Source organism: Rhodococcus sp. PML026 (genome assembly GCF_000963615.1).
Lineage (GTDB): Bacteria > Actinomycetota > Actinomycetes > Mycobacteriales > Mycobacteriaceae > Rhodococcoides > Rhodococcoides fascians.
Genome location: NZ_KQ031373.1, coordinates 344253 through 368091, shown reverse-complemented (window position 1 = coordinate 368091; position 23839 = coordinate 344253). Strand labels below are relative to the sequence as shown.

The 23839-nt window shown below is 65.0% G+C and carries 20 protein-coding genes; 13 read left to right on the top strand and 7 right to left on the bottom strand.

Translation table 11 applies throughout. The features are described 5' to 3' along the window. Positions 1-76 precede the first annotated feature (76 nt). The 5 genes from VF34_RS12335 to VF34_RS12315 all read left to right on the top strand — a co-directional run bounded on the left by VF34_RS12335 (position 77) and on the right by VF34_RS12315 (position 6458). Positions 77-1276, top strand: a complete 1200-nt coding sequence (locus VF34_RS12335) for a CaiB/BaiF CoA transferase family protein (RefSeq protein ID WP_032384192.1) — start codon at positions 77-79, stop codon at positions 1274-1276. Next, positions 1273-2775, top strand: a complete 1503-nt coding sequence (locus VF34_RS12330; RefSeq protein ID WP_045841482.1) for a carboxyl transferase domain-containing protein — start codon at positions 1273-1275, stop codon at positions 2773-2775. The genes VF34_RS12335 and VF34_RS12330 overlap by 4 nt, the downstream gene beginning before the upstream one ends. Before the next feature lie 95 nt (positions 2776-2870). Then, entirely contained in the window at positions 2871-3620 is a 750-nt protein-coding gene (locus VF34_RS12325) for an IclR family transcriptional regulator (protein WP_032388051.1), read from the top strand. Positions 3621-3686: 66 nt separating this feature from the next. Next, entirely contained in the window at positions 3687-4862 is a 1176-nt protein-coding gene (locus VF34_RS12320) for a 4-hydroxybenzoate 3-monooxygenase (RefSeq protein ID WP_045841481.1), read from the top strand. A 111-nt stretch (positions 4863-4973) separates the two neighbouring features. Beyond that, entirely contained in the window at positions 4974-6458 is a 1485-nt protein-coding gene (locus VF34_RS12315) for an amidase (protein ID WP_032408374.1), read from the top strand. A gap of 32 nt (positions 6459-6490) precedes the next feature. Here the strand turns inward: VF34_RS12315 and VF34_RS12310 are convergent, their stop codons facing one another. Continuing rightward, positions 6491-7573 (bottom strand): NAD(P)H-binding protein, encoded by a 1083-nt coding sequence (locus VF34_RS12310; protein ID WP_051364916.1) that lies wholly within the window; start codon positions 7571-7573, stop codon positions 6491-6493. A 56-nt stretch (positions 7574-7629) separates the two neighbouring features. Here VF34_RS12310 and VF34_RS12305 point away from each other — a divergent pair, with 56 nt between their 5' ends. Both VF34_RS12305 and VF34_RS12300 read left to right on the top strand, forming a co-directional pair. Continuing rightward, positions 7630-8430 carry an alpha/beta fold hydrolase gene (locus VF34_RS12305; RefSeq protein ID WP_197077463.1) on the top strand — a complete coding sequence of 267 codons (801 nt, stop codon included), beginning with the start codon at positions 7630-7632 and terminating at the stop codon, positions 8428-8430. Further along, complete coding sequence (locus VF34_RS12300; RefSeq protein ID WP_442970662.1) at positions 8430-9587, top strand: PP2C family protein-serine/threonine phosphatase; 1158 nt, start codon at positions 8430-8432, stop codon at positions 9585-9587. Before VF34_RS12305 ends, VF34_RS12300 begins: the two co-directional genes overlap by 1 nt. On the opposite strand, the gene VF34_RS12295 is transcribed toward VF34_RS12300, so the two are convergent. The 4 genes from VF34_RS12295 to VF34_RS12280 all read right to left on the bottom strand — a co-directional run bounded on the left by VF34_RS12295 (position 9564) and on the right by VF34_RS12280 (position 13248). Then, entirely contained in the window at positions 9564-9923 is a 360-nt protein-coding gene (locus VF34_RS12295) for an STAS domain-containing protein (protein ID WP_032367862.1), read from the bottom strand. The two genes, VF34_RS12300 and VF34_RS12295, sit on opposite strands and share 24 nt — an antisense overlap. A gap of 67 nt (positions 9924-9990) precedes the next feature. After that, the gene (locus VF34_RS12290) at positions 9991-11322 is read right to left on the bottom strand and encodes an MCE family protein (RefSeq protein WP_045841479.1); all 1332 of its coding nucleotides are present in this window, start codon (positions 11320-11322) and stop codon (positions 9991-9993) included. Positions 11323-11461: 139 nt separating this feature from the next. Further along, positions 11462-11917, bottom strand: a complete 456-nt coding sequence (locus VF34_RS12285; protein WP_027494677.1) for a hypothetical protein — start codon at positions 11915-11917, stop codon at positions 11462-11464. A gap of 68 nt (positions 11918-11985) precedes the next feature. Beyond that, the gene (locus tag VF34_RS12280; protein WP_045841478.1) at positions 11986-13248 is read right to left on the bottom strand and encodes a DUF6745 domain-containing protein; all 1263 of its coding nucleotides are present in this window, start codon (positions 13246-13248) and stop codon (positions 11986-11988) included. Between the two features lie 209 nt (positions 13249-13457). Between VF34_RS12280 and VF34_RS12275 the strand changes: the two genes are divergently transcribed. Next, a complete protein-coding gene (locus VF34_RS12275) occupies positions 13458-14657 on the top strand; it encodes a DDE-type integrase/transposase/recombinase (protein ID WP_231578190.1) in 1200 nt (399 codons plus the stop codon). 88 nt (positions 14658-14745) lie between these two features. On the opposite strand, the gene VF34_RS12270 is transcribed toward VF34_RS12275, so the two are convergent. Then, on the bottom strand, positions 14746-15726 hold the full coding sequence (locus VF34_RS12270) for a sugar-binding transcriptional regulator (RefSeq protein ID WP_094623152.1): 981 nt from the start codon (positions 15724-15726) through the stop codon (positions 14746-14748). A gap of 122 nt (positions 15727-15848) precedes the next feature. Here VF34_RS12270 and VF34_RS12265 point away from each other — a divergent pair, with 122 nt between their 5' ends. The 5 genes from VF34_RS12265 (at position 15849) to VF34_RS25760 (ending at position 21843) form a co-directional block, all read left to right on the top strand. Beyond that, positions 15849-16703, top strand: a complete 855-nt coding sequence (locus tag VF34_RS12265) for an MIP/aquaporin family protein (protein ID WP_027494674.1) — start codon at positions 15849-15851, stop codon at positions 16701-16703. Then, entirely contained in the window at positions 16700-18217 is a 1518-nt protein-coding gene (gene glpK / locus VF34_RS12260) for a glycerol kinase GlpK (protein WP_032367858.1), read from the top strand. The genes VF34_RS12265 and glpK overlap by 4 nt, the downstream gene beginning before the upstream one ends. Then, a complete protein-coding gene (locus VF34_RS12255) occupies positions 18214-19920 on the top strand; it encodes a glycerol-3-phosphate dehydrogenase/oxidase (RefSeq protein ID WP_032384182.1) in 1707 nt (568 codons plus the stop codon). The genes glpK and VF34_RS12255 overlap by 4 nt, the downstream gene beginning before the upstream one ends. A 169-nt stretch (positions 19921-20089) precedes the next feature. Beyond that, positions 20090-21604 carry an alkaline phosphatase D family protein gene (locus tag VF34_RS12250; RefSeq protein ID WP_045841666.1) on the top strand — a complete coding sequence of 505 codons (1515 nt, stop codon included), beginning with the start codon at positions 20090-20092 and terminating at the stop codon, positions 21602-21604. Beyond that, entirely contained in the window at positions 21553-21843 is a 291-nt protein-coding gene (locus tag VF34_RS25760; RefSeq protein ID WP_331386604.1) for an aromatic-ring hydroxylase C-terminal domain-containing protein, read from the top strand. The genes VF34_RS12250 and VF34_RS25760 overlap by 52 nt, the downstream gene beginning before the upstream one ends. Here VF34_RS25760 and glgX read toward each other — a convergent pair. After that, entirely contained in the window at positions 21774-23816 is a 2043-nt protein-coding gene (gene glgX, locus VF34_RS12245; RefSeq protein ID WP_045841477.1) for a glycogen debranching protein GlgX, read from the bottom strand. The two genes, VF34_RS25760 and glgX, sit on opposite strands and share 70 nt — an antisense overlap. Between the last annotated feature and the right edge of the window lie 23 nt (positions 23817-23839).

Sequence of the window (23839 nt, the reverse complement as noted above, 5' to 3'; positions counted from 1 at the left end):
ATTGGCTAGGCCACTGACCCAATGGGCCACACTGGCGATTTACCCCCTCATTGCTTTCGACGTAAGGATCAATTCGATGCCCCTCAACACGACAGGCAGAACCGGACCGCTCGACGGCACCGTGGTGGTGGATCTGACGCGCGCCCTGGCCGGCCCGCACGCGGCGATGATGCTCGGAGATCTCGGTGCGGACATCATCAAGGTCGAGACCCCCAAGGGCGGCGACGACACTCGGGTGTGGGGGCCGCCTTTCGTCACCCCGCGTGACGCGGAGCGCGAATCGACGTACTTCCTTTCGGCCAACCGCAACAAGCGGTCGATCGCGCTCGACCTCAAAACCGACGATGGCCGAGAAGCGTTGGAGCGCATGATCGAACGCGCGGATGTTCTGCTCGAGAACTTCCGCACGGGAGTGCTCGATCGGCTCGGCTTCTCGCCCGAGCGCATCGCCGAGATCAACCCGCGCACGGTCGTGCTGTCGATCAGTGGATTCGGACACGACGGCCCCGAGGGTGGCCGATCCGGCTACGACCAGATCGCTCAGGGCGAGGCCGGGTTGATGTCGTTCACCGGCTCCGGTCCCGACGATGTTCAGCGCGTGGGGGTCCCGATCGCGGACCTGCTCGCCGGAATGTACGGAGCCTTCGGTGTTCTCGCTGCGCTGCGCGAGCGCGACCGCACCGGCCGAGGCAAGGTGGTTCGAACGTCGTTGCTGGCCAGCGTCGTCGGGGTGCACGCCTTTCAAGGCACCAAGTGGACCGTCGCAGGCGAGATCGGTGAGGCGCAGGGCAACCACCACCCGTCGATCTGTCCGTACGGCCTCTTTCCCACTTCCGATGGAGCCGTGCAGATCTCGGTGGGCAGCGAGGGTCTGTGGCATCGCTTCTGTGAGGGCTTCGGTATCGATCCCGACCTCGAGGGTATGGCGACCAACCCGCAACGCGTCGACAGTCGCGACGACGTCGTCGAACTCGTGTCCAAGATCTTCCGTACCTACGAGACCGAGCCGTTGTTGGCGCTTCTCGACCAAATCGGTGTCCCCGCAGGCAAAGTACGCAACGTGCAGGAAGTGTACGAGTGGGAGCAGACCAAGTCTCAGGGCCTGCTCATCGACGTCGAGCACGAGACGCTGGGCACGGTGACCCTGCCCGGGCCGCCGCTGCGATTCTTCGAATCCGACGGGACGGAGGTCACCGAGAACCGACATCTGGCACCGCCGGTTCTCGGAGCCGACGATGAACTCGTCCGCGACTGGTTGAAGGAAGCGATCCGATGACGAGGATGACCGCGCTCGAACTCCTCGATCTGGTGATCGATCCCGGGAGTTTCGAGTCGTGGGACAGCCCGGCTGCCGACTACGTCATCGACGACGAGTACGCGAACGAACTGGCTGCGGCGCGTGAGAAGACCGGACTCGACGAATCCGTTCTCACCGGATCCGCGACCGTGCGCGGACGTAAGGTGGCAATCCTGTTGGGCGAGTTCGCCTTTCTGGCCGGATCCATCGGAGTGGCCGCCGGTGAACGCTTGGTCAGTGCGGTGCACCGATCCACCGCCGAGCGAATGCCGCTGCTCGCGTTGCCGACCTCGGGTGGAACGCGCATGCAGGAGGGCACCGTCGCGTTTCTGCAGATGGTCAAGATCACCGCAGCGATAACCGCACACAAGGCGGCGAACCTGCCGTACATCGTCTATCTGCGCCACCCCACCACCGGCGGCGTCTTCGCATCCTGGGGATCGCTCGGTCACGTCACCGTTGCCGAGCCCGGTGCGCTCGTCGGATTCCTCGGGCCCCGCGTCTACGAGGCGTTGTACGACGCGAAATTCCCCGCCGGCGTGCAGACCTCGGAGAACCTGCAGGCGCACGGACTCATCGACGCCATCCGTCCGCCCGAGCAGCTCGGTGAGATCGTCGACCGGGCACTACGCATCATGACCGACGTGCCGTCGTGTCGCGTCCGGCATTCCGATGCTCTCGAGTGGGAGATCGAGGACGTGCCGGCATGGACCTCCATTCTGGCCTCACGCAGGAGCGATCGGCCTGGGGTACGCGAATTGCTGTTCAACACAGCGGCAGACGTGTTACCGCTCAACGGAACCGGTCAGGGCGAGTCCGATCCGGGCCTCATTCTGGCGCTCGTCCGGTTCGGCGACATGCCGTGCGTTCTTCTCGGGCAGGACCGGAGGAGTCAGACGACGAAGACGCCACTCGGCCCCGCGGCTCTGCGTGAGGCCCGACGCGGCATGCGGCTGGCGCAGGATTTGAAGCTTCCCCTCGTCACCGTCATCGATACTGCCGGTGCAGCGCTGTCCAAGGAGGCGGAGGAAGGCGGCCTGGCCGGCGAGATAGCACGGTGTATCGCAGACATGGTCGACCTCGAAACCCCCACGCTCTCCTTGCTGTTGGGGCAGGGAACCGGCGGCGGTGCCCTTGCGTTGGTGCCGGCGGATCGAGTTCTCGCTGCTCAGCACGCCTGGCTCTCGCCGTTGCCGCCCGAGGGTGCCTCGGCCATCGTGCATCGCGACACCACCCACGCCGCCGAGATGGCGACCAAGCAGGGAGTGCGCTCGCTCGATCTCTTCCGGGCCGGTGTCGTCGACATCATCGTTCCCGAGTTGCCCGACGCCGCAGACGAATCACAGCAGTTCTGCGATCGAGTGGGGGCGGTATTGCACCGAGAACTTGCCGAGCTGATCGCTCAGGACCCTTCGATGCGGATGATCGCGCGCGAAAAGCGTTTCAATCGAATCGGCTTTGCCGCTGCCACTGTCTGATTTCCCGCCGAACTCGAAGTTATGGACGGATTCGAGTCCGTTTTCATCCATAACTTCGAGTTCGGCGGCGAGTGGGGGCGGCTATCGTCCTTGGGGTGGCTGGCAATGCTCGGGACCCCGGAGTCTCGGTGGCTGCGCGCCTGCTGGCCCTGCTCGGCGTGTTCGACGAGAAGGCTCCGTCGCTGACCTTGACCGACCTGGCCGCCGGTGCCGACCTACCCATCGCCACTGCGCATCGGCTGGTGCGAGAACTGGTGGAGTGGGGCGCGTTGGTCCGGGGCGACGACGGGCGCTACGTCGTCGGTAGGCGGTTGTGGAAACTGGGCTTGCTCGCACCCGATCAGTCCGATCTTCGCGACATCGCATCACCGTTTCTGCACGACATCTACGGAGCGACCCTTGCGACGGTGCACCTGGCCATCCGCGACGGGTGCGAAGTGCTCTATCTCGACAGGTTGGCCGGCCACGCATCGGTTCCCGCGGTCAGTCGCGTCGGCGCTCGGCTGCCGCTGCACGCCACCGGCGTCGGCAAGGTGCTGCTGGCGTACGCGCCGCGGGAGGTGCAGGAGCAGGTGATGCGCTCTCTGGATCGCCTCACCCCGTACACGGTGACGCATCCTGGGCAGCTGGAGAGCGAGTTGCGTCGAGTGCGTCGCGAGGGTTTCGCGCAGACGGTCGAGGAGATGACACTCGGTGCGTGTTCGGTGGCTGTGCCGGTCCATGCCGGCGACAGTGTGGTCGCCGCATTGGGAATCGTGGTTCCCAAGCTGGGCCGCGATCGAGTGAGACTGGTTGCCGCACTTCAGGTTGCGGCCCACGGGATCGGACGAAGTCTTGGCGGGTAGTCGGCCGTTTTCACTGAGTGGAAGTGCGGTCTTGTTCGGGTCGAGATCCCGGGGTCTACTGCTTGCATGCGTACACAGGTTGCCATCATCGGTGCAGGGCCCGCGGGTCTGCTGCTGTCCCACCTGCTCGACGAGCAGGGGATCGACTCCATTCTGATCGAGTCACGTACTCAGGAATACGTGCTCTCCCGAATCCGGGCCGGAGTCCTCGAACACTCGACGGTCCAATTGCTCGACGAACACGGGCTCGGTGAGCGTCTGCACCGCGAGGGCGACGAGCATCGAGGCATCTACTTGCAGTGGCCGGAAGAGCGGCACCACATCGACTTTCGAGATCTCGTCGACCGGAGTGTCTGGGTGTACGGGCAAACGGAGGTCACCAAGGACCTCGTGGTGGCACGCGAGAAGGCCGGCCAACAGATCTACTACGACGTCTCGGACACGGCGTTGCACGACGTCGAATCCGACGCGCCCTACGTCACCTTCACCGACGCGTCGGGCAACGCGGTGCGAATCGACGCGACAGTCGTTGCGGGATGCGACGGTTCCTTCGGGCCGAGCCGGGCGGCGATGCCCGATTCGGTGCGCAACACCTGGGAAAGGGTCTATCCCTACTCCTGGCTCGGTGTGCTCGCCGATGTCGCCCCCTCGACGGACGAACTGATCTACGCCTGGCATCAGGACGGCTTCGCGATGCACTCGATGCGGTCGTCGGCGGTCAGCCGGCTGTATCTGCAGGTGCCGAACGGAACCGATATCGACACGTGGTCCGACGACCGCATCTGGGATGCGTTGGCGTTAAGGCTCGGTCACGGTCAGGACGGGTGGACTCTGAACCCCGGCCCCATCACCGAGAAGAGCGTGTTGCCGATGCGCAGCTACGTGCAGACACCGATGAGACACGGCAACCTGTACCTGGCCGGCGACGCCGCGCACATCGTGCCGCCCACCGGAGCGAAGGGCCTCAACCTCGCGGTAGCCGACGTGGCTCTGCTCGCGCCTGCCCTGGCGCAGAAGCTGAAGGGGAACGATTCTCGGGCCGCAGACAGCTACAGCGACGACGCCCTTCGGCGCGTCTGGCGCTGCACCCACTTCTCGTGGTGGATGACCACGATGCTGCATACCGGCGACGACCCCTTCGACGCGCAATTGCAACTCTCGCAACTGAAATGGGTGGCGTCCAGCGAGGCGGGTGCCAAGGGACTGGCGGAGAACTACGCCGGATTGCCCATCGGATTCTGACGGTTCGCGTCGAGTTCGCAGTTATGCGGCTGTTTCGGCCCGGAATGCCTGCACAACTGCGATCTCGTCGAGTTCGTGCCTCCGGCGGCAACCGACATCTACAGTGACTTCATGCGCATCGACGAGTATCGGACGTACGACGGCCTCGGGCTGGCCGAGTTGGTCTCCACAGGCGATGTCACCCCGCGTGAACTTCTCGATTGCGCACTGGAGCAGGCGAAGTCGGTGAACCCGGGTCTCAACGCGATCGTGCGCCCGATGCGCGAGGAGGCCGAGCAGCGGCTGGCCGGAACGCTGGAAGGCCCGTTCGCCGGGGTGCCGTTTCTGATCAAGGACCTGTCGCAGGATTACGCGGGGCTGCCCACGTCCAGTGGTTCGCGCGCACTCACCGAGCTGCCGATGCCCGAACACGCGACGGTGGTTCAGCGCTGGCTCGACGCCGGCCTGGTCATCTTCGGTAAGACGAACACCCCGGAGTTCGGTGCCAAGGGAATCACCGAGCCAGCAGTGTTCGGCCCGGCTCGAAACCCGTGGGACCGCAGCAGAACTCCCGGTGGTTCGTCGGGTGGCTCCGCCGCGGCGGTCGCGGCCGGGATCGCGCCGGTGGCGGGAGCGAACGACGGCGGCGGCTCCATCCGCATTCCGGCGGCCTGCTGTGGACTGGTCGGGCTCAAGCCCGGCCGCGGGCTGGTGCCGTCGGGACCGACGTTCGGCGAGCCGATGCACGGGGCCGCAGTGCAGGGCGTGGTGTCGCGGTCGGTCCGCGACACCGCCGCGATGCTCGATGTCCTCGCCGGTGGTGAGCCGACGTCGGGATACTCGTCCACGCCGCCGCCCGACGGGTTCCTGTCTCGGATGGACACCGACCCGCGGCCGTTACGGATCGGCATGTACGCCGCGACCTCGGTGAATCCGTCTCCGGCCCCGGAGGCGATCGCTGCGATGGAATCGGCAGCGACCACGCTCGGCGAACTGGGCCATACCGTCGAACTCCTCGAGGCCCCGCCGTTCGACGACGCAGCGCTCAACCGCGAATTCCTGCTCGCCTGGTTCACGTACCTGGCGTGGGAAATGGAAGAGGTCAAGCGCAGAACCGGGTGCGGTGACGACGCATTCGAGCGGGACACCCGAATCATGGCCGCGCTCGGCCGATCCGCGAGCGGAGTCGACTACCTCGATGCGGTGGAGGGCCGACACGTGCACGTGCGGGCCCTGGCCACCTACTTCGAGACGTACGACCTGCTGCTGACCCCGACTCTGGCCGAGCTGCCCCCGAAGATCGGGGCGTTCGAGCTCGCGAAGCCGCTGCAGTTGGCATCGGACTTGTTGTTGCGCAGCCGAACTGCGGGAATGCTCAAGTACACCGGCATCGTGGATCAGATGATCGACGAGAACATCTCGTGGATCCCGTACACCCAGACCGCCAACGTCACCGGGCGTCCCGCCCTGTCCGTTCCGCTGCACTGGACGAGCTCAGGTCTGCCCATGGGCGCACACTTTCTCGCCCCGCTGGGCGGGGAGGGGCTCCTCGTCCAACTCGCGGCGCAGTTGGAACGAGCAGTGCCCTGGGCTCATCGCTACAGCGACATCGGCTGACAGCTACATCAGCTGACAGACATCGACACCGGCTAGCGGGTCGCCCCGAGCTGGACCTTGCCCGCGATGCCGGACGGACGCTGTCGCACGGTGCCGTCGACGATGTCGACGACTCCGCCTGCCCAGTCCGGATCGGTGTCGGCTGCGGCCTGAGGGTCGGCGTGTGCGTCCGTACCTTCCTCGGCTGCCACCGTGATGGAGCGTTCCAAGGCCTCCCGCACGCTGAGCAACGTCGTATCCGGTTCTGCGAACACCTCCGTCGCGGCATTGCCGCGTCGCACAACCATGTCGTGGGTCAGGCTCTCCACCAACGAGATCACGGTGCCGGGCGGCATCGCGGTGATGACTGCGACCGCGCGGCCGACCAGCCCCGTCGGCAGCAGTGGCACCGGAATCTGTGCTCGGCGCAGACCGGCGACGCTGCCGTACGCCTGCAGGAGTTCCGGGTAGCTCATCGTCTCGGTGCCGCCGATGTCGAACGATCCGGGACGGGCTGTGTCGCCGAGGGCGCGGGCGATGATGGCGACGACGTCCACGACGGCGATCGGCTGCACCTGCCTCCGCATCCACGTCGGAATCGGCGTCACCGGCAGTCGCTCGGTCATGCGCCGCACCAACTCGAACGACGTGGATCCGGAACCGAGGATAATGGCGGCCCGAAGGACGGTGGCATCGACGGAACTGTCGAGGAACGCCTCCTCGACCTGCAGCCGTGAGCGCAGGTGGTCCGACAGCGGAGTGCCGTCGTCGGGAATCAGTCCGGACAGGTAGACGATTCGCTGGAGCCCGTTGCGTTCCGCAGCGGCGGCCATGGACTGCGCGGCATGGCGATCCTTCTCGACGAAATCGCCTTCGTCCATCGAGTGGACCAGGTAGACCACCGCGTCGACGTTCTCGGTAGCGGAGTCGAAGCTGTCGTGGTCGTCGAGGTCGAAGTGCACTGCCGTCACGTGCGCACCCCAGGCGAAACGCGACTTCTTCTTGGGGTCACGCATCGCGGCGTGTACCTCGTGGCCCTGTTCGAGAAGCACGGGGATCAGCCGAGATCCGATGTATCCGGTTGCGCCGGTGACCAGCACTCGCATGAGATTCTCGTTTCTGTAGACAGGGGTCATACCCTGTCCGGGCAGTCTCACTCCCCGCTTCCGGTGCCGGATGACACACTGTGCAGGTGAGTGCGCGCCTCAGGAACAACGTGAAAGTCGTCGGAGCTGCCGACGGCCCGGTCGTGATGCTGGCGCACGGCTTCGGCTGCGACCAGACGTTGTGGCGAGGCGTCACCGAAATCCTGGCTTCGCGATTCCGGATCGTCCTGTTCGACCACGTGGGGGCCGGTGCAGCCGACCCCGCGGCCTGGGACGCCGAGAGATACGCCCACATGAGCACGTACGCCGCCGACATCGTCGAGATCGCGCAGGAACTCGACCTGACCGACGTCACGTTGGTCGGTCACTCGGTGGCGTCGATGATGGGGGTGCTGGCCGCCACCGCTGCGCCCGATCGATTCACCAAGTTGATTCTGCTGACTCCGTCCCCCCGGTACATCGACGACGGCGACTACCGCGGCGGCTTCAGTGCAGAGGACATCGACGAACTGCTCGAATCGCTGGACAGCAACTACCTCGGTTGGTCTGCATCGATGGCATCGGTGGTCGTGAACGCACCCGATCGACCGGAACTCGAGAACATGTGGACCGCGAGCGTGTGCCGAACCGATCCGGCGTGCGCACGGGTGTTTGCCCGCACCACCTTTCTGTCCGACAATCGGGCGGATCTGCCTGCAGTACCGGTGCCGACGTTGATCATCGACAGTGCGCGCGACTCGCTCGCACCGCCTCAGGTCGGCCGGTTCGTGCACGAACAGATCCCGGGGAGCGTCCGCATCACTCTCGACGTCAGTGGCCATTGCCCGCAGATCACCGCACCCGAACTGACGGCCGAGACCATCGCGGACTTCGTGAGACCGTCGTGATCGATGACCTCGATGTCGAGGACCTGTACGAGAATGCGCCATGCGGGTACTTGTCCGTGCGCCCCGACATGCGGATCGCGCGACTGAACTCGACGCTGGCAACCTGGCTGGGCTTCGAGGTCGACGCGCTGGTCGGCACCGACTTCGGGGAGCTGCTCACCGTCGGTGGACGCATTCACTACGAGACCCACTTCGGGCCGATGCTGTTGATGAACGGCAAGCTCGACGGCATTGCACTGGACCTGGTGACGGCGGATCGTCGACGGCTGCCGGTGTTCATCACGGCGAACGTCAAGATCGACGCAGAGGGCCGGCCGGTACTGATCCGCATCACGGCGCTCGACGCTCGCGATCGCCGTACTTACGAGCGCGAATTGCTGCAATCACGCACGCGTGCAGAACTGTTGGCCAAGACGCTGCAGCGGTCGCTGTTGCCGCCCGCACTGCTACCGCCGTCGGGGATGACCGCCGCGGCGCACTACCGGGCAGCGTCCCGCGACGAGGTGGGTGGCGACTTCTACGACCTGTTTCCGTTGTCCGACGACTGCTGGGGCTTCTTTCTCGGCGACGTCTGTGGCAAAGGTGCATCGGCGGCCGCTGTGACGTCGCTGACGCGGTACACGTTGCGCGCGGCAGCGGTGTACGACGAGAATCCCGTCGCGGTGCTGCAGAATCTGGATTCTGTTCTGCGACAAGAGTTTCGGGACGCCAATGCGCAGTTCTGCACCGCGGTCTTCGGCATTCTGAGCCGAACGGACACCGGATTCGAGGTATCGATGGCCAGTGGCGGGCACCCCCCACCGCTGGTCCTTCGGGCCGACGGCACCGCCCACTACGTGACCATGACGGGCGGCCAGCTGATTGGGATTCTTCGGCACGCTCGCTTCGTTCCGGCGACCGTCACGCTCGAAGCAGGGGACACCCTGATGCTCTACAGCGACGGTCTCACCGAAGCGCGAGTCGGCCGGGGTCGATACGACGACGACGGTGCCCTGCTGGAATTCGCGACGGCGCACGCTCCGGCGACTCCGGCAGCGATCGTCGACGATCTGCGGTTGCTGCTGCGCAGCTTCGGCGACGGGCTGGCCGACGACGCCGCCGTCATGGCACTGGGCGTATCCCCGGCCCCCGACTCAGCCGAGGGCAGCGAGGGCTGACGCCAGGTCGGCGTGCAGGGTGAATTCCTGATCCAAGCCCATCAGCTTGATCGGCCGGCTGGTGGTCGGTCCGTCGGCGACGACCGAGAACGAGAGGGACTCTCCGTGATCCTGTTGCGCCGTCGCGAGAACGGTCATGGCCGCCGAGGCCAGGAACGACACTCCGCTCAGGTCGACGATCAGTGCAGCCGGGCCGGTCGCGGTCTGTGCGGTGATGGCCTCGGACAGTGCCGGAGCGGTGGTGACGTCGAGCTCGCCCGCTACCGAGATGACGGCCGCGCGCCCGTCGTTGGAGGACTGGATCGAGAATCCTGCGGCGTTCGTGTCGACTGGCATCTGTACTCCTGAATCGTTACCCGCCGCGCTCGTCGACGGGGGATGCGGACCATTCAATCAGGCGGTGTCAGCGGAGCGTGACCTGAGTTCCTCGAAGCGCAGGCGCGCCCACCGTGGTGGTCCAGGAGGGGACGGCCTCCGGTGCGATTCCGGTGGCACCGCCGTAGATGACGGCCAGGGTCTGCTGCTCGGTGACCGAGCCCGCATACGAAGCGGGAACAGGAGAGAGCTGCGGAGCCGAGAGCACCGGGATGTTCTGCTCGCCCGGGTTTCTGGTCGGCACCTGGTACGAGCCGTCGTTGGGTGACCCACCCGGGTACTGCGGGAAGTACTCGCCCGCATTGCGGTCGAGGGGGGTGTAGCAGCTCGGTCCGCGGGTCTGCTCGAACAGCCGTGGCTCGTCCTGGTTCGGCAGGTACCGACCCTTCGGGTTGACGAACGGCATCGAGACGTTGATGCCGGGATACTCGTCGCCGACGCCGGTGACGATCCTGCCGCGTCGAGCCCCTTCGGCGAACTGCGCGACCGTGCAACCCAGGGCGGGGGAGAACTCGGCCAGCACTTCGAGTGCCTCGCGCGAATTCGCGGCGAGACCGATCAGCTGCGTCGAGTTCGCCTCGAGAAAGCCGGCCGTCGTGTTCGAGGCGGATGACACCGACGTGTACAGCGTCGCGAGCGCGGATTGCTTCTCGACGACGGTGTTGCCGGTGGTCCGCAGATTGTCGAGAGCGCTGACCAACTCGGGAGCTGCGTCTGCGTAGGTCTGGGAGAAGTCCGCCAATCCGCGTAGGTCCTGCTGGATGGCGGGGAGTTCGGTGTTCAGTCCGGAGAAGATGTTCTCCAGCCGATCGATCGTCAGGCCCAGCTGTTCTCCGCGGCCGCTGAGCCCCTGTGCCAGTGCGCCGAGGGTGTTCGAGAGATCCTGTGGCGGCACGGCTTGGAGCAACGGCAGCAGGCCGTCGAGCAATTGCCCCACCTCGATGGCATTTCCGCTGCGATCCTGCTTCAGCACGGTGCCCTCGGTGATGGGCGAACCGGGCTTGCCGTCCGGCGGAATCAACGCGACGTACCGCTCACCGAACAGGGTTTTCGGCAGCAGGCGGGCCGTGACGTTCGAGGGGATCATCGGGGCTTTGTCCGGCTCGATCGCCAGTTCCGAGGTGACGACGCCGTCGGTGGTCGTAGCCGATCGGACCTCGCCGACGATCATGCCGCGCACCTTGACGTCGGCATTGCGGGGCAGCGCGTTGCCGACGCTGTCGGTCTCGAGGGAGACGGTCACGACGTCGACGAACGTCTTGTTGTACGAGGTGACACTCCACCCGACGAACACGACGATGAGCACGACGAGGGCGATTCCGAGGAGACGGTTCTGCACCGGCGAAGGGGCGCCGGTCATGCGACGGTCTGTGCGACAACAGCAGTCATGACGCGAACCTTAGTGCTACATAGAGTCACACTTACTGCTCCGACGCCCCTTCTGAGATGCACCTATCAGTGCCTGGTTGATGCGATACAGATCACACTCGGTCGGTGTGTCAGTCCGCGATCAGTTGCGTCGACGAGAACCAGCCGTCTCCGCCGCGTTCGCGCTGACGCCCGATGACGTATCGGCCGGGTGCAATTCCGGTGGCTCCGTGTTCGGGGTGAATGAGGTAGGCGGTCTCCGAATTGCTCAGGATGCCCAGAGCAAGGCGTCGAACGTCGTGCACCGGACTCGACCACGTGCACCCGCGGCCGTCGGCGACGAGGCTGTGCGGATTGCCGCCCGCCGCACTGCGGAGCAGTTCGATGCCGGACAACGGCACGGTCTCGTGTCGTGTCCGTTCGGTGGTGACGACGATGCCGTCGAGTACGGCGAGCGGGACGACGATCAGATCTCCCTGGGCCTGCGACCCGTTGACGACGGGCACCGATATCTCCTTGTCGAGGTAGTCGAAGACATCCAGACCGGTGCGGTCGGTGAGAGTGGACAGCGTGATGTTCGAGTTCATGGGGTCACCTGTGGTTGGTCGTTGGGGTGGGTAGTTGTGGGGTGGGTATCGATGGAGGTCGTGCGGAGTCACGTACGGCGGAGGAGCCGGGCATAGTCGGCTCCGGCAAGACCGTAGGTCCAGCCTGCCGCGTCGACGGCGGAGGTGAAGGCAGCGGGGACCCGCAGCCCGTAGCGGCGCCGTCGACCTTCGCGTTCACGAGAACCGTTGACGGCAAGCAGAATTCGTCCCCCGTCCTGCCAGCCCTCCGGTGCTGCGTACAGCTCCAGGGTGCAGCCCGGGTTCCCCGGATCCTGGCCGGTGTCGACGAGGCGTAGACCGGCCTGCTCCAGGTAGGTGTCCCAGCCGATTCGTTCGATGGCGCTTCGTCGCACTTCGACGTTGCGTTCGACAGTGATGCGGTCGATCGTGGGATTGTCGATCACCCAGCTCGGAACGACGGTGCCGCTCAGTACGTGGACTGCGCTGCCGTCGGCGAACTCCACGGCCGGGCCCTCCGAATTATGCAGCCGCACTTCACCGTGCGGTGAATCGGGTAGCGGTTCGACGTATACGGAGGTGGGCCGTTCTGCCATCACTGCGATGTTCTCGAACGCCCACCACCAGCCCGTCGACTCGATGACGGCGGTTTGGACGTCGAGTAGTTCGACGTCTTCGAAGGAGAACCGGGCGAGTCCGTGGCGACGGAAAGCGTCGTAGTAGGCGACGCGATGGGCTTCTTGTTGGCCGTACCAGGTGATGGAGCCGAACGGGCGGGGAGTGGTCGTGCGGATGGAAGTGGCAATTCCGTCGAACAGGCTGGTGTGCAACGACGTACGGACGGTCCGGTCGATGATGGGATCCGGGCTGATACCGGCGAGGGCCGCCTCGATCGGGGTACCGCGGGCGACGATGCCGCGGGCTCGAAAGTCGTTGCTGCCGTTGACCGTCGACCACCGATTTTCCCGCGGCCATTCGATGTGGCGGCGCTCGATGATGCGGTCCATACGGTGCCGGGAGTCGGACAACATGGTCGCGATCGCGGCGTCCACCTCGGTACCGGCGGTGGATATCGACGGTGTTCTCGCCAAGTGTCTGCCGGCGATGAAGGTCGCTGCAGCCTGTGGCGACGGCACCCAATGGAACTCGGGCTCGTCGAACCCGGCTGATCGATACAGTTGTGCCACAGCATGTTCTGCGACGGATCTGTCGGCTGGGCCGGCTTTCAGTCCGTAATCGAGCCACCGGTCGCGTTGTGCACAGACCGCGCGAATGTCTTCGGCGTAGGAATCGGGATCTTCGGAGAATGTGCCTCGACGGGGGAATGTCGACGGCATCGGCACGGCGCTCACGTCGGTGAGGCGGTGTCCGCCTTTCCTGTTGTCATGAACCAAGAGTGACACGAGATTCGGCCGAGCGCAAGGGTTGCCCACGTGCGCGGAAGTTCGTAGCAGGGGTCGTGTTCAGTCCGGGGACATATGAGACACGAGATGTCCACGGACATGTGACACACGGGCTGTGATGATGCTGCGGGGCACTGTGACCGGCTATGGAGTAATCCATGGCCAGATCGGATGCCCGGATGAACCTGCTCGACGCCACCTTGACCGCATGGATCATCGAGGGAGCCGACGTCTTCGACGAACGAGGCCTGTCAGGCTTCTGCGCCGATCACGGGCTCTCCCGCAGTACCGCCAACCGTCACGCCGCCCGGATCCGAGAACGGGGCCGGTGGGAACTCGACTCCCGCCGGCCCCGCTCGAGCCCGGCACGCACCCCCGACGCTGTCGAAGCCCGCATCATCGCGCTCCGCGGCGAATTGGGCCGCGACAACGGTGCCGACAACATCCGCTACGAGCTGACCAAGATTGCCGCCGAACATGATTGGGCCGGCAAAGGCTGGAAGGTCCCGGCCCGATCGACCATCAACAACATCCTCACCCGCCACGGCCTGGTGACCCCGGAACCCAAGAAGCGACCCAAATCGTCCTACCGCCGATTCCAATACGCCCGACCCCGTGACTGCTATCAGATCGACGCCACCGAAGTCGTACTCGCCGGCGGCGGGAAAGCCACCGTCTTCGAGGTTCTCGACGACTGCACCCGCACCCTCGTCGCGACGTACGTCTGCCACGCCGAGACCACCGCCGGAGCCATCACCGCCATCGGCAGAGCGTTCACCGACTACGGAGTACCGGCAATCGTGTTGTCCGACAACGGAATGGCATTCTGCGCGACCGCGTCGAAGGGCCGCTCGAAGTTCGGCGCGTTCGTCACCGGGTCCGGTGCCAGGCTCATTCACTCGAGCCCGTACCACCCGCAGACCAACGGCAAAGTCGAACGCCACCACCGCACCTTCAAACAGTGGCTCACCGACCAACCCACCCGGCCCGCCACGACCGCCGAGTTGCAGACATCGTGCAATCGGTACCAGACGTTCTACAACAACGACCGCCGCCACAGTGCCGTGAACATGCCCCCGCAGCAGGCATGGAACGGCGCTGCAACCTTGGGCGGTCCGCAGCACCTACCCGCCCAGGTCGACGCCACAGTCGGTACCCACTCCGTCTCCGGCTCCGGCGTGATCTCCGTCGGCGACCACACGATCTCGGTCGGACGGTCCCACGCTCACAGTCGCGTGACCGTCCTGCGCGACGGCAACCACATCACCACCTACACGGCCAGCGGAGAAGTCCTCGGCCATTTGCACTTGAACATCGACAAGCGCTACCAAGGACAACTCCACCGCCCCGCAGCCTAGAATCGTGTCTCACATGTATCGAGACACCCGTGTCCCGCATGTATCAAGACAGCACACGTAGCAGGGGTCGAGTTTCCACTCACATGGGTCAGCGCGAGCGCAACACCAATTTCGCGGCGCTGATGTCGTCGATCACCAGATCGGTGATCAGGCCACCGCGCAGTGCGGCGGTGAGGGCGTCGAGTTTGGACTCTCCCGCCACGATGGCGACTCTGCGCGGGACGGCCTTGAGTCGATCGAGGCTCGGCCCACTCGATCTGTCGTTCAACGCAATTCGGTTGTAGCTGCCGTCGGATCGGAGGAACACCGTGGCGATGTCGCCGACGACGCCGTCACGTTGCAGCTCGGCTCTGTCCTCGCGTTCGAGATAGCCGGCGCTGTAGACGTGACTCGGAACGGCTCCACTCATGACGCCGATGCTGAAGACGGCGAGGTTCATGCGATCCTGAAGTTCGAGCACGCGCCTGATGCTGCGCTCGCGCCACAGGTGCTGTCTCGTTTCCGGATAGTCGAAGAATGCGGGAACCGGAAATCCCTGTGCCGCAGCCCCGTACGCGTCGGCGAACGTCCGGATGATGTCGGTGGCATACGAGACCCCCGTGGTGCGCATGTTGGCTGCCCCGTTCAGTTGCACCACGCTCGAGTTGTGGGTTCGCTTGGGGGCGAGCTTGCGGCTGACGGCGCTGACGGTGGTTCCCCAGGCGACGCCCATCACCATGTCCGACTCGAAGAACGACGTGAGTAGTCGGCCGGCGAAGGTCGCGACCCGATCGAGACGCTGCAGTTCGTCGACCGTCTCCGCGACCGGCACCACGTGTGCACGAATGTCGTACAGATCGGCGAATGCACGCTCGATCCGCGGTGCCTGACCGAGTGGGGTGGAGATCTTGATTTCCACCAGTCCCGACGCCCGCGCGAACGTGATGAGTCGTGAGACTGTCGAACGAGATACGCCCAGCTCACGGCCGATGGCCGCCATCGTCATGTCCTGGAAGTAGTAGAGCCGCGCCGCCTGGGTGGCATGGCCGGTCCGCAGGTCGGATTCGGGAGTGATGCTGGGGTCCGTCACCGGCGCCAGTGTACGACCGAATTGCACATATGTGCATCAGCTGTGAAACGCAGTGCAGGCCGTCTACCGTGGCAAATGGCACGCAATGTGGCGTGTATCACTGACTGTGTGGAGGCTGAAAGATGGCACGTAAGGAACCGGAATGGGGGCTACCGGCGCACATGGCCGCGGAGTTCGCCGGAACCATGATTCTCATTCTGTTCGGTGTCGGCGTCGTCGCTCAGGTGGTCTCGGGTGGTGAGTCCGGCAGCCTCGGCGGTCACGACTCGATCGCCTGGGCGTGGGGGCTGGGCGTGATGTTCGGTATCTATGTCGCGGGCCGTATCACCGGCGCGCACCTCAATCCCGCGGTGACCATTACGTTCGCACTCTTCCGCGGATTCAGCTGGAAGATGGTTGCGCCGTACATTCTCGCGCAGACCGCAGGTGCCTTCGTGGCCGCCCTGCTGGTGCGCTGGAACTACAACGACATGATCAACGCGGTCGACCCCGGGCACACCACCGCCACCCAGACCATCTTCTCGACACTGCCCGGTAACGGGACACTGCCGGTGAGTGTGTCCTCGGCGCTGATCGACCAGATCATCGGTACCGCCATTCTGCTGTTCCTCATCGTGGCCGTGACCGATTCGCTCGGCACCGCACCGATGGCCAACATGGCTCCCCTGATCGTGGGCCTCATCGTCGTCGCCATCGGATTCGCCTGGGCCACCAACGCCGGCTACGCGATCAACCCGGCTCGAGATTTCGGACCTCGCCTGGCGTCGTACATCACGGGCTACGGTGGAGCGTGGCGAGATCAATACGGCGGCCTGTACTTCTGGGTGCCGATCGTCGGACCTCTCGTAGGTGGACCGATAGGAGTGTTCCTGTACGACCTGTTGATCGGGAAGAACCTACGCAAACAAGAAGGTTCGACGCCCGAGCCGCCATCACGACTCCCAGCAGACACCCAGACCACAGGAGAGAAGCCATGACCGAGTTCGCAGGAAAGTACGTCGCCGCGATCGATCAGGGAACCACGTCTTCACGCTGCATGATCTTCGATCACGCGGGCACCGTCGTCGCCGTCGATCAGAAGGAACACCAGCAGATCTTCCCGCAGGCCGGTTGGGTCGAGCACGACGCGTCGGAGATCTGGGATAACGTGCGCGCCGTCGCGGCCGGTGCCATGGCCGCAGCGGATCTGACGCGCGAGGACATCGCCGCAGTAGGTATCACCAACCAGCGTGAGACGGCGCTGGTGTGGGACCGCGAGACGGGCAAGCCGATCTACAACGCCATCGTCTGGCAGGACACCCGTACCGATCGCATCGCGACCGCACTCGGCGGCGGCGATGCCAACAAGTACACCGCCAAGACCGGTCTGCCGTTGGCCACCTACTTCTCCGGGCCGAAGATCAAGTGGATTCTCGACAACGTCGACGGTGCACGGGCCAAAGCCGAAGCGGGAGAGCTGTGTTTCGGCAACATGGACACCTGGGTGCTGTGGAACATGACCGGCGGAACCGACGGCGGATTGCACTACACCGATCCGACCAACGCCTCGCGCACGCTGTTGATGGATCTCGACACCCTGCAGTGGGACGAGGGCATCTGCGCCGACATGGGCATTCCGATGTCGATGCTGCCCGAGATCAGGTCGAGTTCCGAGGTGTACGGCACCGGCCGTGAACGCGGACCGTTCCGCGGTGTGCCGATCTCCGGCATCCTGGGAGACCAGCAGGCCGCCACCTTCGGGCAGGCCTGCTTGTCTCCCGGTGAGGCCAAGAACACCTACGGCACAGGCAATTTCGTGCTGCTCAACACCGGCACCGAGAAGGTCATGAGCAAGAACGGCCTGCTCACCACCGTCTGCTACAAGATCGGCGACCAGCCGACGGTGTACGCGCTCGAAGGCTCGATCGCGGTGACGGGTTCGCTCGTGCAGTGGCTGCGGGACAACCTCGGCATGATCTCCTCGGCTGCGGACATCGAGACCGACGCGCGTTCGGTGGACGACAACGGCGGCGCGTATTTCGTGCCCGCGTTCTCGGGTCTGTTCGCTCCGCACTGGCGTGCCGATGCGCGCGGTGCCATCGTGGGATTGACGCGGTTCGTCAACAAGGGCCACCTGGCCCGTGCCGTGCTCGAAGCCACTGCGTACCAGACGCGTGAGGTCATCGAGGCCATGAACGCCGACTCCGGCGTCGACCTCGAGGTGCTCAAGGTCGACGGCGGAATGGTCGTCAACGAACTGTTGATGCAGTTCCAGTCCGACATCCTGAACGTCGACGTGGTGCGGCCCGTCGTAGCCGAAACCACCGCTCTCGGAGCGGCATACGCGGCAGGCCTTGCCGTCGGGTACTGGGCGAGCGAGGACGACATTCGCCAGAACTGGGCCGAGGACAAGACATGGACACCGTCCATGGACGAAGACCAGCGGGCAAAGCTGTACGCCGGCTGGAAGAAGGCAGTGACACGTACTCTCGATTGGGTTGATGAAGAATGAGTTCCACCACAACGGCTTTGAGTCCAACCGCGCGCGCCGAGGCGATCGCACGGATGGAAGCCGAAGAGCTGGACATCCTGGTGATCGGCGGCGGCGTCGTCGGCGCGGGAACGGCTCTCGACGCGGTGACGCGTGGTCTGAAGGTCGGACTGCTCGAAGCACGCGACTATGCGGCCGGCACGTCCAGTCGCTCGAGCAAGCTGTTCCACGGCGGTCTGCGGTACCTCGAACAGTTCAACTTCTCGCTGGTGTTCGAGGCCCTCAAAGAGCGCTCGCTCGTGCTGAACACGTTGTGCCCGCACCTCGCTCGGCCGGTCCCGTTCATCTATCCGCTCGAAAAGGTGATCGACCGTCCGTACGTGGGGCTCGGTATCGGCGTGTACGACGTCATGGGTGCCGGACGCGGCGTACCAAGTCATCACAAGCATCTCGGTAAGAAGAAGACGCTCGAATCCTTCCCTTCGGGTAAGCGGTCGGCGATTCGCGGTGCGGTGAAGTTCTACGAGGGCCAGGTCGACGACGCTCGGCACACGATGATGATTGCGCGGACCGCGGCCGCCTATGGGGCGTTGTGCGCCAACAGCACTCGCGTCACGGGCTTCCTTCGGGAGGACGACAAGGTCGTCGGTGTCGTGGCGAGCGATCTGGAAACGGGTCGTTCGTTCGAGGTGCGTGCCAAGCAGGTCATCAATGCCGCGGGTGTCTGGACCGACGAGGTCCAGCAGATGGTCGGCGGGCGTGGGCAGTTCCAGGTTCGCGCATCCAAGGGCGTGCACCTGGTGGTGCCCCGCAACCGCATCAACAGCGCCACGGGCATCATCACGCGCACCGAGAAGAGCCTGCTCTTCGTCATCCCGTGGGGAAGCCATTGGATCATCGGCACCACCGATACCGACTGGAAGCTCGATCTCGCTCACCCGGCCGCGAGCCAGAGCGACATCGACTACATCCTGGGGCACGTGAACAAGCTGCTGGCCGATCCACTGGACCGCGCCGATGTCGTCGGGGTCTACGCAGGTCTGCGGCCGTTGCTGTTCGGAGAGTCCGACTCCACCAGCACGCTCTCCCGCGAGCATGCGGTGTCCAGCCCGGTGCGAGGACTGACCGTCATCGCCGGTGGCAAGTACACCACCTACCGCGTGATGGCCAAGGACGCAGTGGATGCCGCGGTGCACGGGCTCGAACGCACAGTGCCCAAGTGCGTCACCGAGAACATCCCACTCGTCGGGGCCGACGGCTACCTCGGGGCGTACAACTCCCGCAATCTGACGGCCGAGCGCACCGGCATGCGGGTCTCACGCGTCGAGCATCTGTTGGGTCGGTACGGCACCCTGATGGGTGAGGTGCTGGATCTGATCGACGCCGATCCCGAACTCGGGAAGCCTCTCGACAGCGCACCGGAGTACCTCAAGGCAGAGGTCGTCTATGCCGCGAGTCACGAAGGCGCGCAGCATCTCGAGGACATCCTGACCCGGCGCACCCGCATCTCCATCGAGGTTCCCGATCGTGGTGAAGCGGCAGCCGAGGAAGTGGCTCGGCTGGTGGCTCCGATTCTCGGCTGGGACGATCAGCACCGGGCCGAGGAGATCGAGCACTACCGTCTTCGTGTTCTGGCAGAACGGGATTCACAGCAACAGCCCGACGACGAGACTGCCGATGCGGCCAGGCTCGGGGCACCGGACGTGCGCGCCGGGGTGAGCTGACCCCTCACAGCGGTTCGGTGAGGTAGCGCCGCAGGGTCGGGATCGGTGGTTGTGTTTTCCGATCCTGCGGCCGCGTTCCTCGTCGCACGGTACGACGCGCTTGTGGCGGAAATCGTCTGTCTTCCTGGGCGCTACGGGCCGTTCATGTCGATGCTGGACGGTGGAGGACATGCAGCTCACCCGTCGATCCCTCCTCAGATATGCCGCTCTCGGTGCCGCTGCCACGCCCGTGCTGGCGTGCAGCCCGGCGTTGGTTCGCACCCGGCCGATGCTGACACACGGCGTCGCCAGCGGTGATGTGCGTGCCGACGGAGCGCTGGTGTGGGCACGTTCCGATACTCCGGCGACGATGATCGTCGATACGTCCGCGACGGACTCGTTCTCCTCGGTGACGACGATGCGCGGGCCACTGCTGACCCCGCAGTCGGACGGCACGGGAGTGCTGCGCCTGACCGGATTGCCTGCGGGACAGAAGGTTCACTATCGCGTCACGCTCGAGGGCGAGGACGGCGCGACGTCGGAACCCATCACCGGAGTGTTCTCCACAGCTCCTGACGGCCCATCCGACATCCGCCTGTTGTGGGGTGGCGACACCGCAGGCCAGGGTTACGGTATCAACCCCGACATCGGCGGTATGACCATCTTCTCGGCGATGGCCGACAGGCAACCGGATCTGTTCCTGCACAGCGGCGATGTGATCTATGCGGACGGCCCGCTCGAGGAGCGCGTGACACTTCCCGATGGCCGAATCTGGCGAAACACCATGAGCGAGGCCAAGTCCAAGGTCGCCGAGACGCTCGACGAGTACCGCGGCCAGTACGCCTACAATCTCACCGACGACAACTATCGCCGCTTCAATTCGTCTGTCGCCCAGATGGTCCAGTGGGACGATCACGAAACCGTCAACAACTGGTACCCCGGTGAGATCCTCGACCTGGAGCAATACACGGTGAAGGATGTGGACCTGCTGTCGCAGAGAGCGTTGCAGGCGTTTCACGAGTGGTTGCCCATCGCGCCCACAGAAGCCGTCGACGGCCGGGTGTACCGCAAGATCGCCTACGGGCCGCTGCTCGACGTCTTCGTCCTCGACATGCGCACGTACAAGGATGCGAACGGTGCGAACACCGCTGCGTCTGGGGAGATCCTCGGCTCGGCGCAGCGTCAGTGGTTGATCGACGAGCTGTCCCGCTCCACCGCGACGTGGAAGATCATCGCGAACGACCTGCCCCTCGGACTCGTCGTTCCTGATGGGAAGGTCGCGCAGGAAGGCGTCGGCAACGGAGACCCCGGTGCGCCGCTGGGCCGTGAGACCGACATCGCGCAGGTGCTTACCGCGATCGACCGGAACGACGTCACCGGCACCGTCTGGCTCACCGCCGACGTGCATTACACAGCAGCGCATCACTATTCGCCGGAGCGCGCGGCCTACCAGGAATTTCGCGAGTTCTGGGAATTCGTCAGCGGACCGCTCAACGCCGGCGCGTTCGGCCCCAACGATTTGGACGGCACCTTCGGCCCGGAAGCAGTGTTCGTGCACGCGCCACCGGAGCCGAACGCGTCGCCACTCGACGCGTTTCAGCATTTCGGTGAGGTTCTCATCGACGGGGACTCGCGCGATCTGACCGTCAACCTCTGCGACGCGACCGGGGCCGTGCTGTTCACGAAGGTACTGCCTGCCGCCTGATCGCTCGGGTCCGTCGGGGTCAGGTCGGCGAGAGCGACTGCACTCGAACGGACATCGTCCGCCGTGCCGGCAGCGGCCCCGCCGTCCTCGTCCGGCCCGACGGATACATCGCGTGGGCCGGACGCTCCGAATCGGAGGAGTGGCTACAGATTCTCGAACAATGGACCGATCAGCCCTGCAGCAACGTGAACGAATGCTCTCGAATCAGAATGGACGGTCCGCCCGCCTCGTACGCCTGATCCGGATCGCTCGACGTCGACTGACTCCACTTGCCCTCCGGCAGCGTGAATTCTACTGTCGCAGGTGAGGCGTTGACCATCCAGGCGAACGCCGCGTCTCCCTGGCCTGCACGCATCAGGATGAGAATGCTGTGTGCGTTGCCGTCGGACCAATCCTCGTCGACCAGTTTCTGACCGTCGGCGCGGTAGAAGTCGACCGTATCGGGTCCTGCCCCGTCCTCCTCGGAGTCGCTGTCGTGCCGGAACCAGGTGGGACGCAACGCCGGATGCTCGTCGCGCAGCGAGATCAAATGGGTGGTGAAGTCGACGAGATCCTGATCGACCGTGCTCCAGTCGAACCAGGAGACCTCGTTGTCCTGGCAGTACGCGTTGTTGTTGCCGTTCTGCGTTCGGCCCAGTTCGTCGCCGCCGAGGATCATCGGGACGCCGGCCGAAAGGAGCAGTGTGGCAAGGTGATTACGCTGCTGGCGGGCGCGGAGTGCGTTGACGCCCTCGTCGTCGGTCGGGCCCTCGGCGCCACATCCCCACGAACGGTTGTCGGATTCGCCGTCCTGGCTGTCCTCGCCGTTCTCCTCGTTGTGCTTCTCGTCGTAGGAGTTGAGGTCGGCCAGGGTGAAGCCGTCGTGGGCGGTGATGAAGTTGACGCTCGCCAGCGTCGGGCGCCGGGTGCTCTCGTAGACGTCGGGGCTGCCGGTGACACGTTGCGCCAGAGCGGACAATGCGCCGTCCTCGCCGCGCCAGAAGTCACGAACATCGTCGCGGAACTTACCGTTCCACTCCGACCACCGGGCCGGGAACCCGCCCACCTGGTAGCCCTGGGTGTCCCAGGGCTCGGCGATGAGTTTGACCGGCGCGAGCGTCGGATCCTGGTGTACGAGATCGAGGAACGCGCTGTGGACGTCGAGGCCGGAGTCCTGACGGGTCAGGGTGCTCGCGAGATCGAAACGGAATCCGTCGACGTGCATCTCCGTGACCCAGTACCGCAGCGAGTCCATGATCAGGCCCAGCGCCGCGGGATGTCCGACGTTGAGGCTGTTGCCGGTGCCCGTGGTGTCGTAGTACGCGCTGCGGTCGTCGTCGACGAGTCGGTAGTGCGAGCCGTTGTCGATTCCTTTGAGCGACAACGTGGGTCCCAGGTGGTTGCCCTCTGCTGTGTGGTTGTAGACGACGTCGAGGATGACCTCGATACCGGCCTCGTGCATCGCCTTGACCAGTGCCTTGAATTCGTCCACCTGGCCGCCGGTGTCGCCGGTGCTGGCGTACTCGTTGTGCGGGGCGAAGAAGCCGATGGAGTTGTAGCCCCAGTAGTTTCGGCGGCCCTCTTCGAGCAGGTGCGAATCCTGGACGAACTGGTGGATGGGCAGCAGCTCCACTGCGGTGACGCCGATACGCTTCAGGTGCGCGATCGCGGCGGGGTGAGCCAGTCCTGCGTACGTTCCTCGAATGTCTTCGGGAACATCGGGATTGGTGGCGGTGAAGCCCTTCACGTGGACCTCGTAGACGACGGTTCGGTCCAGCGGAGTGCGCGGTGCCTCGTCGCCGGTCCAATCGAAGTTCGATTGCACTGCAACGGAATACGGCATGTGCGGCGCGGAGTCCTCGTCGTTGCGGGTCTCCGGCTCTGCATGCAGATGCGAGAACACCGATTCGTTCCAGTCGACCTGGCCGGTGATGGCCGTGGCGTACGGGTCGAGCAGTAGCTTCGCCGGGTTGTGGCGCAGTCCCGAGGCGGGATCCCACGGGCCGTCGACGCGGAGACCGTATCGCGTTCCCGGGGTGACGTCGGGCACCAGATCGTGGAAGACGTGACCGGTGCGAAGTGCCAACGGCGTTGTACTGCGCTCTGTTCCATCTTCGTTCATCACGACGACGGACACCGAGTCGGCTGTTTCGGAGTAGACGGCGAGGTTGGCTCCGTCGTCGGACAGACGCGAGACGCCCAGGGGATACGGGAGACTGGATGAGGTGGGCATGAGCGGCCGATTACCCCCGGCGC